Origin of the sequence: Bacillus sp. FSL R7-0685 (genome assembly GCF_038002425.1) — a bacterium.
Taxonomy (GTDB): Bacteria; Bacillota; Bacilli; order Bacillales; family Bacillaceae; genus Bacillus; species Bacillus subtilis.
This window is the reverse complement of the sequence record NZ_JBBOCN010000001.1, coordinates 3,862,808-3,875,193: the sequence shown is the minus strand read 5'-3', so window position 1 is coordinate 3,875,193 and position 12,386 is coordinate 3,862,808. Positions and strand designations below refer to the sequence as shown.

11 protein-coding genes and 2 riboswitches are annotated in these 12,386 nt (G+C 46.9%); of the genes, 8 read left to right on the top strand and 3 right to left on the bottom strand.

Annotated elements, in window-relative coordinates; all coding sequences use genetic code 11:
- Nucleotides 1-108: 108 nt before the first annotated feature.
- From MKY50_RS20115 to MKY50_RS20105, 3 genes are all read left to right on the top strand, one after another.
- Nucleotides 109-2,169: a catalase gene (locus tag MKY50_RS20115; protein WP_341117169.1), complete on the top strand. Its 2,061-nt coding sequence runs from the start codon at nt 109-111 to the stop codon at nt 2,167-2,169.
- Between the two features lie 49 nt (nt 2,170-2,218).
- Nucleotides 2,219-2,509, top strand: a complete 291-nt coding sequence (locus MKY50_RS20110; protein WP_014478421.1) for a hypothetical protein — start codon at nt 2,219-2,221, stop codon at nt 2,507-2,509.
- Between the two features lie 144 nt (nt 2,510-2,653).
- Complete coding sequence (locus tag MKY50_RS20105) at nt 2,654-3,325, top strand: DUF3298 and DUF4163 domain-containing protein (protein ID WP_327842603.1); 672 nt, start codon at nt 2,654-2,656, stop codon at nt 3,323-3,325.
- A gap of 41 nt (nt 3,326-3,366) precedes the next feature.
- Here the strand turns inward: MKY50_RS20105 and MKY50_RS20100 are convergent, their stop codons facing one another.
- Entirely contained in the window at nt 3,367-4,560 is a 1,194-nt protein-coding gene (locus MKY50_RS20100; protein ID WP_014478419.1) for a NupC/NupG family nucleoside CNT transporter, read from the bottom strand.
- 127 nt (nt 4,561-4,687) lie between these two features.
- Nucleotides 4,688-4,789: riboswitch (purine riboswitch) on the bottom strand.
- 386 nt (nt 4,790-5,175) lie between these two features.
- On the opposite strand from MKY50_RS20100, the gene MKY50_RS20095 reads away from it, so the two are divergent.
- From MKY50_RS20095 to MKY50_RS20075, 5 genes are all read left to right on the top strand, one after another.
- Nucleotides 5,176-6,024, top strand: coding sequence for a methyltransferase domain-containing protein (locus MKY50_RS20095; protein WP_327842602.1), 849 nt, complete (start codon nt 5,176-5,178; stop codon nt 6,022-6,024).
- A 153-nt stretch (nt 6,025-6,177) separates the two neighbouring features.
- Complete coding sequence (locus MKY50_RS20090; protein WP_029318622.1) at nt 6,178-7,596, top strand: GntP family permease; 1,419 nt, start codon at nt 6,178-6,180, stop codon at nt 7,594-7,596.
- Between the two features lie 23 nt (nt 7,597-7,619).
- Nucleotides 7,620-8,336, top strand: coding sequence for a succinyl-CoA--3-ketoacid CoA transferase subunit A (locus MKY50_RS20085; protein ID WP_014481335.1), 717 nt, complete (start codon nt 7,620-7,622; stop codon nt 8,334-8,336).
- Entirely contained in the window at nt 8,333-8,983 is a 651-nt protein-coding gene (locus MKY50_RS20080) for a CoA transferase subunit B (protein ID WP_327842601.1), read from the top strand. Before MKY50_RS20085 ends, MKY50_RS20080 begins: the two co-directional genes overlap by 4 nt.
- 16 nt (nt 8,984-8,999) lie before the next feature.
- Nucleotides 9,000-9,773: a 3-hydroxybutyrate dehydrogenase gene (locus MKY50_RS20075; protein ID WP_327842600.1), complete on the top strand. Its 774-nt coding sequence runs from the start codon at nt 9,000-9,002 to the stop codon at nt 9,771-9,773.
- A 51-nt stretch (nt 9,774-9,824) separates the two neighbouring features.
- Here the strand turns inward: MKY50_RS20075 and MKY50_RS20070 are convergent, their stop codons facing one another.
- Nucleotides 9,825-10,961 carry a 5-methyltetrahydropteroyltriglutamate--homocysteine S-methyltransferase gene (locus tag MKY50_RS20070; RefSeq protein ID WP_046664015.1) on the bottom strand — a complete coding sequence of 379 codons (1,137 nt, stop codon included), beginning with the start codon at nt 10,959-10,961 and terminating at the stop codon, nt 9,825-9,827.
- 77 nt (nt 10,962-11,038) lie between these two features.
- A riboswitch (SAM riboswitch) is annotated at nt 11,039-11,145 on the bottom strand.
- Between the two features lie 68 nt (nt 11,146-11,213).
- Entirely contained in the window at nt 11,214-12,347 is a 1,134-nt protein-coding gene (locus tag MKY50_RS20065) for a 5-methyltetrahydropteroyltriglutamate--homocysteine S-methyltransferase (RefSeq protein WP_341117167.1), read from the bottom strand.
- Nucleotides 12,348-12,386 lie beyond the last annotated feature (39 nt).

Genomic DNA, 12,386 nt, shown 5'->3' with positions numbered 1-12,386 from the left:
TATTTATATGTAGACCAAAAATCCTAATGAGCGGATTAGCAGTTTATATGAAGAACGCCACGGGTAAATGTGCTGTAGAATGTTTCGTTTTAAAAAGGGGGAACAGACATGAGTGATGACCAAAACAAACGTGTAAATGAACACTCAAAGGACGAGCAGCTTGAGCAGTACAGGACCGATAACAGCGGGAAGAAAATGACGACAAACCAAGGCTTGCGGGTGTCAGAGGATGAGCATTCGTTAAAAGCCGGGGTTCGCGGTCCGACGCTGATGGAGGATTTTCACTTTCGGGAGAAAATGACGCACTTTGACCATGAGAGGATTCCGGAGCGCGTTGTGCATGCGCGCGGGTATGGCGTGCATGGCTTTTTTCAGGTTTACGAACCAATGACAGAATATACACGGGCCAAATTTCTTCAGGACCCTTCGGTGAAGACACCGGTATTTGTCCGTTTCTCTACGGTTGCGGGTTCTAAAGGCTCCGCAGACACGGTGCGGGATGCCAGAGGCTTTGCGACAAAATTTTATACTGAAGAAGGAAACTATGACCTTGTGGGAAATAACATTCCGGTGTTTTTCATTCAAGACGCAATCAAATTTCCGGATTTGGTTCATGCGTTTAAGCCTGAACCTCACAATGAAATGCCTCAGGCAGCGACTGCTCACGATACGTTTTGGGATTTTGTCGCCAATAACCCTGAGTCGGCTCACATGGTGATGTGGACGATGTCAGACAGAGGCATCCCGCGCAGCTACAGAATGATGGAAGGCTTCGGCGTTCACACGTTCCGTTTTGTCAATGAACAAGGAAAGGCACGTTTCGTGAAATTTCACTGGAAGCCGGTGCTCGGCGTGCATTCTCTCGTATGGGATGAAGCGCAGAAAATTGCCGGGAAAGATCCGGATTTCCATCGCCGTGACCTGTGGGAAACAATTGAAAACGGCGGCAAGGTTGAATACGAGCTCGGCGTGCAGATGATTGATGAGGAAGATGAATTCAAGTTTGATTTTGATATTCTTGATCCGACTAAGCTGTGGCCTGAAGAGCTTGTGCCGGTGAAGATCATTGGGAAAATGACGCTGAACCGCAACCAGGATAATGTGTTTGCGGAAACAGAACAAGTCGCATTCCACCCGGGAAATGTCGTGCCGGGCATCGATTTTACAAATGACCCGCTATTGCAGGGACGGCTTTTCTCTTATACGGATACACAGCTGATTCGTCTTGGCGGTCCGAACTTCCATGAGCTTCCGATTAACCGGCCGGTATGTCCATTCCATAACAATCAATACGACGGCTATCACCGGATGACGATCAATAAGGGACCTGTCGCTTATCATAAAAACTCTCTGCAAAACAATGATCCGTCGCCAGCGACAGCTGAAGAAGGCGGCTACGTCCACTATCAGGAAAAAGTCGAGGGCAAAAAAATCCGCCAGCGAAGCGACAGCTTCAACGATTATTACTCACAGGCGAAGCTTTTCTGGAACAGCATGTCTCCTGTGGAGAAAAAGCATATCATTTCTGCTTTCTGCTTCGAGGTCGGGAAGGTCAAAAGCAAAGACGTACAGCGGCAGGTCGTTGATGTCTTCAGCAATGTCGATGCAGATTTAGCAGAAGAAATCGCCAAAGGAGTAGGCGTGGCGGCGCCCGCGAAGCGTAAAGCATCTAAAGAAATTCTTACTTCGCCTGCGTTAAGCCAAGCCCGTACAGTGAAAACCGCGTCAACAAGAAAAGTCGCTGTACTCGCCGGAAACGGATTTCATGAAAAAGAGCTGCAAACAGTGCTGGAAGCCTTAAAGCAAGAAGGAATCACAGTAGATATCATCAGTCAAAATCTGGGGTATATGACAAGCGGCAGCGGACAGCAGCTTGAGGCCAGCGGCACGTTCCTGACGGTTGATTCTGTTCTGTATGATGCCGTCTATGCCGCAGGAGGGCCGGAGTTAAAAGACAACAAACAAGCGATGGAGTTTATCAGAGAAGCTTACAATCACTACAAGGCGATCGGTGCGGCAAATGAAGGAATTGACCTTCTTCAATCCTCTGTCGGAACAACAGAGGGACCAGGCATCGTAACGGCTGAAGAAGAACCTGACTACACCGCTTTCAGCAAGGCATTTATCGATGCGGTTGCTGCTCATCGCCATTGGGATAGACGAATTTGACCTGCTCCTGTATCTTTAAGGAAGATACTTTTCATAAGGAGCATGGCAAATGAACGAAAAACAGCTCGCTGAAGCTTACGAACGCGATGAAAATATGATGATTTTGGTGTTTGCCCAGTGGTGCGTGAACCATGATCTTGATCCGATGGAGCTGTACGCCAAAGCGTATCCGCAGCAAAAGCTGAATGAAAGCTTGAAAAAAACCATGGACGATCTGGTCGTGCCAAAACACGAAGCAGAGCACATTCCGGACCAGACTGTCATTGCGGTATTAGAGATGTTCGGAAATACAGATTTGGCACAGGCCGTTCATGAAGCGATTTCTGGGCGCAAACAGTAAAAAAAGAGACATCCTGTGTCTCTTTTTTTATTGGAAAAATCATGCTGTTAGACCTAGAAACTTCTTTCGATTTAATCAGTCTATAAAAGTGTGTATTGCTTAAATAAGGGAATGATAAACAACGACATCAAAGGAGGAGATTGTATGAAATGGAATAAAATGATGAAAGCCGCGGGGATTGCAGTTTTGCTTTTTTCCGTATTTGCATATGCGGCCCCATCTTTAAAAGCAGTTCAAGCGAAAACACCGACTGTCAGCACCCATACGTACAAAAAGATCAAGGAGTTAACGTATCCACAAGTGCATCACATCGGGAATGCCGCGTTTGAAAAGAAAATCAATCAAGAGCTGAAAGCCTTCATTGAACAATCGTATCAGGAATACCTGAAAAACAAAAAAGCAGGCGAACAGCAGGGCTTTAAAACGGAATATCAAACATCCTTCAGCGTCAAATACAATGCGGCAGGCAAGCTCAGCATTCAAACACTCAATTATATCTATTCAGGGGGCGCCCACGGTTTAACGTCTGTCCAGTCCTTCAACTATGACTTGAAAGCACAAAAGCGGGTGACGCTGGATCAGATTTTGAACACCAATACAAAAGTCAGCAAAACGAGAGATTACCTATATAGCTATATCAAAAAACACGATGAGCTGTTTTTCCCTGATGTTAAGAAAGAGGATATAACCCTAAACAAAGACACAATGTTTTACTTTACGGCAAACGGGATCGCCATCGTCTTTGGCCAGTATGACTTGGGGCCTTATGCAGCGGGAATCCGGGATGTGCAGGTGCCAGCCTCTATTTATCAATAATGAAAAGAGCCATATCCGAAAAGGGATATGGCTCAATGTTTCTACCACACAAACAGGCCGACAATCGCAGCACTTAATAAAGATACCGCAATTCCGCTGACGAGCAGTTTCCACACGTTTCTCCCGATGACCGTTGACTTTTCTCCGTCAAGGATCGAATTGTACGTGCCGTAAATCATGCCGACCGTACTGAAGTTTGCAAAGGACGTCAGGAATGTCGTCGCCACCGCAACGGTGTGAGGCGGAAGGGATTTGAGATTGTTTTTCAAGTCAAGCATCGCAACAAACTCGTTCGTTGCTAATTTCATGCCCATCAGCTGAGCAACATACATCGCATCGTGCACTGGCAATCCAAGCAGGAATGCGAACGGACTGAACAGGTAAGCAAAAATCGTCTGGATGGTCAGGCCGTGTACGAAAACGCCAAGAATGCCATTAACTGCTGACGTTAATGCGACATATCCGATCACCATTGCCAAAATAACGATCACCATGTTCATGCCGACAAGCATACTGTTAGAAATCGTAGAGAAAAAGTCTTTCTTCTCTTCTTTAGGCGGTGTATAGATGATATCTTCATCCTCCGGCACGTGAACAGGATTCAGCAGGTTTGCGATTATCAGCGCGTTTAAGCAGTTCAAAGGAATCGCTGTAAACACGTATGTCGCAGGCACCATTGACAGATAAGATCCGATAATGGAGCCGCTGATGCTGCTCATGCTCATTAAGCCGAATGTGAGCAGGCGGTTGTTGCTTAAAACCGTTAGCTGCTGGCGAATAACCGCAAGTGCTTCGGTATTTCCAAGAAACATCATTTGAATAGAGAAAAAGCTTTCTAATTTCGGCAAGCGGGAAGCCTTTGAAATCACCCATCCGATTTTATCAATCAGCCAAGGCAAAATGCCGAAATACGTTAAAATATCAAAGAATGTGACGATAAAGATAATTGGAAGAAGCGCACTAAAGAAAAAGTCTACTGTTTCATTCGCCATCACTGACGGAAAGGCAAACGCGATACCGTCACTGGCGCAAGCAATCAGCCAAGTGAAGAAATCACCGATTTTACCGATGGCCCAGCTTCCGACTTTTGTTCCCAGCATAAACCAAGTAATCAGCAATTCCAGAACAATTAACGTCATGATCGGGCGCCACTTGATTTTCTTTTTCTGCGGAGAACATAGGAATACAACTGCCATAATCACAATGAGACCGACAAGGTTTAGTAAAAAGTACATGATAGCAACTCCTATGAGGGTTATTATGGAAACAAAAAAAGCTCTTATCCTTCACAAATTCTGGAAGTGCAGAAAGTGTGAAAAATAAGAGCAAACAGAAAAGAACTTGTCCTTTTCAACTCGTTCAAATTTATTCAAACTTTCTTGTAGTCTAGTTTTTTACGGTTACTAGGTAGAAACAATCAGACCATATTACTGATCATATACAAGAATGTCTTTTTCTAAGATGATAGCAGTATTTTATCCTTTCACTTTTTGAAAATCAACCTTTTTAACTATTTTCACAATAATAAAATTTATATTCTGAAATGAGAAAATAAAGGAAAAATATGCTGGATTGCTATGCTGATATGATGTTGGCGGGATACCAGCATGTCAGTACTGATTTTTCCTCACCATAAGATTCCAGCTCCTGGAGATTTGTTGTATGATGGAAATGGGGAAACCCATACAGCAGAAAGGGAGTTTTTTTCATGATTATCCAATTCATTCGTTATAGATAATGACAGGTGTAGACAAACTGCCAGACCTGGCCAATTTTTGAGATAGGCCTAGGTTTATTTGTCTATGCCTTTTTCATTTATCTAAAAATGAATGAATGGGGTGTTTTTTATCATGAAGCGAACAGTTGATTTCAGCATGTTTCGATGCCCGCTCTGCGGTTCTTCCATGGATGCGGCATCAGGAAAAAGCTTGATTTGTACAGAACGGCGGCATACATTTGATTTATCTCGGCACGGCTACGTGAACTTCCTGACAAAGCCGGTCAAAACCAGTTACGGTGCCGAGCTTTTTGAAGCGAGAAGCAGGCTGATTGGAGAATATGGTTTTTTTGAGCCGCTCCATGATGCGATTGCAGAACTCATCAGCCATCCCAAATCCGGTCAAGAGGCATTTACCATCCTGGACAGCGGTTGCGGTGAGGGTTCCCATTTGAACGCGCTTTGCGGGTTTGATTATTTAGGGAAAGAAGCGATAGGAACCGGCATCGATCTTTCGAAGGATGGGATCTTAAAAGCTTCTAAGGCATTCAAAGATCAGATGTGGGCGGTTGCCGATGTGGCGCGTGCTCCTTTTCATGATCGCCAATTTGATGTTGTGCTGTCTATTTTTTCCCCGTCCAATTATGCAGAGTTTCATAGACTGCTGAAGAATGATGGCATGCTCGTAAAAGTAGTGCCGCGAAGCGACTATTTAATAGAATTAAGGCAATTTTTATATACTGATTCACCAAGGCGCACGTATTCCAATGCGGCAGCTGTTGAGCGTTTTACAGCAAATGCAGCACACAGCCGTCCTGTCAGGCTGCGCTATGTTAAAACGCTTGACCAGCAGGCGATCCACTGGCTTCTCAAGATGACGCCGCTTGCCTGGTCGGCGCTGAAAGATCGAGTCAGCCTGCTGAAAGAGATGAAATCAGCCGATATTACGGTTGATGTTGATATCCTAATAGGAATGAAATGAATAGCAGAGGGAAGCTCCGAAAAAAGGAGCTTTCCTTTTTTAATCGGAATAGTTGGCCCACGCTTCTCGTACATATGGAAAGGGGACGGAAACAGCCGATGCGGACAGGTTTATGTAAACGCTTTCTAGTTCGCGGAAACGGGGGATGTGTGTGTGGAACTGATCATCATTCTATTGGCGTTAGGTTTGCTGATGTTTACGGCGTATCGGGGATTTTCTGTCATATTGTTTGCGCCGATTTGCGCGTTATTCGCGGTGCTGCTGACAGATCCAAGCCATGTGCTTCCTTTTTTTTCATCAATTTTTATGGAGAAGATGGCGGGTTTTATTAAATTGTATTTCCCAGTGTTTTTGCTCGGTGCCATTTTTGGAAAGGTCGTTGAAATGGCCGGGCTTGCGGCATCAATCGCGAAAACAATTGTCCGGCTTGTCGGGGCAAAAAGAGCGATACTTGCCATTGTGCTGATGGGCGCTGTCTTGACGTACAGCGGCGTCAGCCTGTTTGTTGTCGTATTTGCCGTATATCCTTTTGCGAAAAACATGTTCCAAGAAGCAAACATACCAAAACGCCTCATCCCGGGAACGATTGCTTTAGGGGCTTTTACGTTTACGATGGACGCACTTCCGGGAACGCCGCAAATCCAAAATGTCATCCCGACGTCGTTTTTCAAAACAGACATTTATGCCGCCCCTTGGCTGGGCTTGATGGGCGCAGTGATTGTGCTGGCAGCTGGGATGCTCTATTTGGAATCAAGGCGGAAGAAAGCGCAGGCATCTGGCGAAGGCTATGGCGGTTTTGATTCGCAGAATGCTCCTGCTCCTGAATCGATTGAGTCCGCGGCTGAACCGGACAAAAGCCCGATTCGGCACGCGCTTGCCTTTGTCCCGCTTATTCTCGTCGGTGCAGTGAATAAATATTTCACCATTTACCTGCCAAAGTGGTATCCGAATGGATTTGATTTTTCTTCCATAGGATTAAAGGAGTTCGGCAGGCTTGATATTTCTTCAGCGGCTGCTATTTGGTCGGTGGAGATTGCTTTAGTGATTGGCATCATCACAACGATTTTATTTGATTGGAGAAGTGTGTTTGCCCAAATGAAGGAAGGGCTGAATGAAGGAATTGGCGGCGCCTTGCTGGCATCTATGAATACGGGTGCCGAGTACGGGTTCGGCGGCATTATCGCCGCGCTGCCGGGGTTTCATAAGCTGAGCAGCGGAATTTCACATACTTTTACCGATCCGCTTGTAAATGGCGCCGTTACGACAACTGCGCTGGCGGGAATCACCGGCTCGGCTTCAGGAGGAATGGGCATTGCGTTAAGCGCGATGTCAGAACAATACTTACAGGCGATTCAGGCTTACAATATTCCGCCAGAGGTGATGCATCGGGTCATTTCAATGGCATCAGGCGGGATGGATACACTGCCGCATAATGGCGCCGTTATCACGCTTCTGGCCGTGACGGGTTTGACCCACCGGCAATCCTATCGCGATATTTTTGCGATCACGCTCATTAAAACTGCTGCCGTATTTGCTGTAATCGCGATTTACAGCCTGACTGGTCTAGTGTAGAAGAAAACGAAAGGGGCATCAATATGGGAAAAGTGCTGTCATCAAGCAAGGAAGCTGCGAAACTGATTCATGATGGGGATACGCTGATCGCGGGAGGGTTTGGGCTGTGCGGCATCCCTGAACAGCTCATTTTGTCTATAAGAGATCAGGGAGTAAAGGATTTAACCGTTGTCAGCAATAACTGTGGAGTCGATGACTGGGGGCTTGGTTTGCTTCTGGCTAACAAGCAAATCAAGAAAATGATCGCTTCCTATGTCGGTGAAAATAAAATTTTTGAGCGGCAGTTTTTAAGCGGAGAGCTTGAGGTCGAGCTTGTTCCCCAAGGAACGCTCGCTGAGAGAATTCGTGCAGGCGGTGCAGGCATACCGGGATTTTATACGGCGACAGGCGTCGGCACCTCCATAGCCGAGGGAAAAGAACATAAAACATTCGGCGGCCGGACTTATGTGCTGGAGCGAGGCATTACCGGCGATGTGGCGATCGTCAAAGCGTGGAAAGCGGACACCATGGGCAATTTGGTTTTTAGGAAAACGGCGAGAAATTTCAATCCCATTGCCGCCATGGCAGGCAAGATCACGATTGCCGAGGCGGAAGAAATCGTGGAAGCAGGAGAGCTCGATCCAGATCACATCCATACGCCGGGAATTTACGTACAGCATGTCGTGCTTGGCGCGAGCCAAGAAAAACGGATTGAAAAACGAACAGTTCAGCAAGCATCGGGAAAGGGTGAGGCCAAGTGAAGGAAGCGAGAAAACGAATGGTCAAACGGGCTGTACAAGAAATCAAGGACGGCATGAACGTGAATCTCGGGATTGGCATGCCGACGCTTGTCGCAAATGAGATACCCGATGGCGTTCACGTCATGCTTCAGTCGGAAAACGGCTTGCTCGGAATTGGCCCCTATCCTCTGGAAGGAACGGAAGACGCGGATTTGATCAATGCGGGAAAGGAAACGATCACTGAAGTGACCGGCGCCTCTTATTTTGACAGCGCTGAGTCATTCGCGATGATAAGAGGCGGGCATATCGATTTGGCTATTCTCGGCGGAATGGAGGTTTCGGAGCAGGGGGATTTGGCCAATTGGATGATTCCGGGCAAAATGGTAAAAGGGATGGGCGGCGCCATGGATCTCGTCAACGGGGCGAAACGAATCGTTGTCATCATGGAGCACGTCAATAAGCATGGTGAATCAAAGGTGAAAAAAACATGCTCCCTTCCGCTGACAGGCCGGAAAGTCGTACACAGGCTGATTACGGATTTGGCTGTATTTGATTTTGTGAACGGCCGCATGACACTGACGGAGCTTCAGGAGGGTGTCACAATTGAAGAGGTTTATGAAAAAACAGAAGCTGATTTCGCTGTAAGCCAGTCTGTACTCAATTCTTAATGGGAAGGTGTTTGACATGAGAAAACAAGTCGCTTTGGTGACAGGGGCTGCCGGCGGAATCGGATTCGAAATGGCAAGAGAATTCGCCCGTGAAGGCGCTAGCGTCATCGTTTCAGACCTCCGTCCGGAAGCATGTGAACAAGCAGCCTCCAAGCTTGAAGAAGAAGGCTTGGACGCGACGGCCATTCCGTATGATGTGACAAAGGAAGCGCAAGTTGCTGATACGGTGAATGTCATCCGAAAACGATACGGCCGCTTGGATATTTTGGTGAACAATGCCGGTATTCAGCACGTCGCTCCGATTGAAGAGTTTCCGACAGAGACCTTTGAACAGCTTATCAAGGTCATGCTGACGGCGCCCTTTATTGCAATGAAGCATGTTTTTCCGATCATGAAAAAACAGCAGTTTGGCAGAATCATTAATATCGCGTCTGTTAATGGATTAGTCGGCTTTGCAGGGAAATCCGCTTATAATAGCGCCAAGCACGGCGTCATTGGACTCACAAAAGTAGGGGCGCTGGAAGGCGCGCCCCACGGCATAACAGTCAATGCGCTCTGTCCGGGTTATGTCGATACCCAGCTTGTACGCAATCAGCTTAGCGATCTATCGAAAACTAGAAATGTCCCTTACGACTCTGTACTTGAACAAGTCATTTTTCCGCTTGTGCCGCAAAAGCGACTGCTTTCCGTCAAGGAAATTGCGGATTATGCCGTGTTTTTGGCAAGCGAGAAGGCGAAGGGCGTCACTGGGCAGGCTGTCGTCCTTGATGGGGGCTACACCGCACAATGACATAAAAAACACACTTGCTCCGCTAGGGAATCAAGTGTGTTTTTTCTTTTCTTATTTCCAAACATCATTAGCGATCTCAACCACATGGCGGAGCTTCGCCCATTGCTGTTCTTCAGTCAGCTTGTTGCCTTCCTCTGTTGAAGCAAATCCGCATTGAGGGCTGAGGCAAAGCTGGTCTAAGCTTACATAACGGGACGCTTCTTCGATACGGCGTTTCACGTCGTCCGGATTTTCAAGCTCACCGAATTTAGATGTCACTAAGCCAAGAACAAGCTGAAGATCAGACCGTTTTACGTAACGGAGCGGCTCAAATCCGCCTGAGCGTGAATCATCATACTCTAAGAAAAGTCCGTCAAGATTCAAGCCGTCAAAAATGGTTTCGGCTGCTGCGTCATATCCGCCTTCCGCTGTCCAAGTGGACTGGAAGTTGCCGCGGCAAATATGCATGGTTACCGTCAAGTCATCCGGGCGGTCTGCAATCGCGTCGTTAATCGATTTCGCAAACAGCTGGCGAAGCTCGTCAGGCGTTGTTCCGAACGCTTCGATTTGTTTTAAGCCTTTTTCAGATAAGAAAACGGCCCACGCTGTATCATCAAGCTGGAGGTAGCGGCAGCCTCTGTCATAAAACGCTTGAATCGCTTTTTTATATGCTTTGGATACATCATGCTGGAAAAGGTGATAATCTTTTTTATACGCATCCTTTTCCAGTTTTCCGCGGAAAAACAGCATATTCGGGCTTGGAATCGTCATCTTTGGCGTCGCGTCACCGGCAATGCTATGGAGAAATGAATAATCTTCAAGCATTGGGTGAGTTGAAAAGTCGATATCGCCTGTGACTTTAATGCCGCGTGCTTTTGTTTGTACGTTATGGAATTGAATGCCTTGCTCAGGAGTAAACGGCTCAACGCCATCCAGGTTCTCCAGGAAATCAAAGTGCCACCATGCTCTGCGGAATTCACCGTCTGTCACGACGTTCAGGCCGGTTTCCTTCTGTTTTTCCACAATGCGGATGATTTCATCGTTTTCAATTTGGCGAAGCTGCTCAGCGGTCATATCGCCGGCCGCTTTTTGCAGCCGCGCTTTTTTGACGGGCTCAGATCTTAGCAGGCTTCCGACTTGATCCGCGCGAAACGGCGGTTTTTTTCTTTGAAGTGATTTTTGTTCTGCGGGTGTTGTTTGTTGTGACATGTTGTCCATTCCTTCTTTCCATTCAAATGTAAAAAAGCTCTTCCTTTGGATAAGGAAGAGCTTGCGTGACAATCTCAACCTTATCTTCAAGAGCAATCATTGCTCTAAAGGATTTAGCACCATTCTGTTAAACAGCGGTTGCCGGGTATCGCAGGGCCAGTCCCTCCACCTCTCTTGATAAGGAAAACCTTTTTATGAAATTTTCTGATAGTATCTATTATTCACACATTTTCTATTTCTGTCAATGATAGATTATCTCCACACATCGTTGGCAATGTCGATGACATGGCGAAGCTTTGCCCATTGCTGCTCCTCTGTCAGAAGGTTGCCTTCTTCTGTAGAGGCGAAACCGCACTGCGGGCTCAGGCATAGCTGGTCCAAGCTGACAAAACGCGCGGCTTCATTGATACGGCGTTTCACATCCTCAGGATTTTCAAGCTCGCCGTATTTCGATGTGATCAAGCCGAGCACAATTTGCAGATCCTTGCGCTTCACAAAACGGAGCGGATCAAAGTTTCCGGAGCGGTCATCATCGTATTCCAAGAAAAGGCCGTCAAGGTTTAAGCCGTCCAAAATCGTTTCCGCTACAGCGTCGTACCCTCCTGATGCCGCCCAGGTTGAGCGGAAGTTGCCGCGGCAAATGTGCATTGTGATCGTTAAATCGTCAGGCCGGTCTGCGACGGCATCGTTAATTGTTTTGGCAAATATGGCTGGCAATGTTTCTGGATCGCCGCCGAGCGCCCGGACAACCTCTCTGCCTTTTTCCTCAAAGAAGAGAGACCATGACGTATCATCGAGCTGGAGATAACGGCAGCCAGCATCATAGAAGGCTTTGATTGCTTTTTTGTACGCTTGGGCCAGATCATGAAAGTATTCCTCTTGATCGTCATAAATCTCTTTATCCGCCTTTTCGCCAAAAAACAGCATATTTGGGCTGGGAATGGTCAATTTTGGCGTCGCGTTACCAGCAATCTCATGTAAAAATTGATAATCAGCAAGCGCTGGGTGGCTCGTAAAATCGAGTTTTCCCGTCACTTTGATGCTGCGCGCTTTCGTTTTTGTGTTATGGAACTGAATTCCCTCAGCCGGGATGAACGGTTCCACACCGTCAAGCCCTTCCAGGAAGTCATAATGCCACCAGGAACGTCGGAATTCCCCGTCTGTTACCACATCGAGACCGATTTCTTTTTGTTTTTCCACGATGCGGGTGATCTCTTGATTTTCGATATCACGAAGCTGTTCTGCTGTCATCTCACCAGCCGCTTTTTTTTGCCGGGCTTGCTTTACCGGAACGGAACGAAGCAAACTGCCGACATGATCGGCGCGGAAAGGTGCTTTGCGTTGTTTTTCTGTTTTTTGTCCTGCAACATTCGTTTGTTGAGCCATGTTATTCGCCTCTTTTCTGAAATATTGAGCATGTAAAAA

Coding starts and splice junctions, on each gene's coding strand:
- MKY50_RS20115 (WP_341117169.1), top strand. CDS start 109: ATGAGTGATGACCAAAACAAACGTGTAAATGAACACTCAAAGGACGAG.
- MKY50_RS20110 (WP_014478421.1), top strand. CDS start 2,219: ATGAACGAAAAACAGCTCGCTGAAGCTTACGAACGCGATGAAAATATG.
- MKY50_RS20105 (WP_327842603.1), top strand. CDS start 2,654: ATGAAATGGAATAAAATGATGAAAGCCGCGGGGATTGCAGTTTTGCTT.
- MKY50_RS20100 (WP_014478419.1), bottom strand. CDS start 4,560: ATGTACTTTTTACTAAACCTTGTCGGTCTCATTGTGATTATGGCAGTT.
- MKY50_RS20095 (WP_327842602.1), top strand. CDS start 5,176: ATGAAGCGAACAGTTGATTTCAGCATGTTTCGATGCCCGCTCTGCGGT.
- MKY50_RS20085 (WP_014481335.1), top strand. CDS start 7,620: ATGGGAAAAGTGCTGTCATCAAGCAAGGAAGCTGCGAAACTGATTCAT.
- MKY50_RS20075 (WP_327842600.1), top strand. CDS start 9,000: ATGAGAAAACAAGTCGCTTTGGTGACAGGGGCTGCCGGCGGAATCGGA.
- MKY50_RS20070 (WP_046664015.1), bottom strand. CDS start 10,961: ATGTCACAACAAACAACACCCGCAGAACAAAAATCACTTCAAAGAAAA.
- MKY50_RS20065 (WP_341117167.1), bottom strand. CDS start 12,347: ATGGCTCAACAAACGAATGTTGCAGGACAAAAAACAGAAAAACAACGC.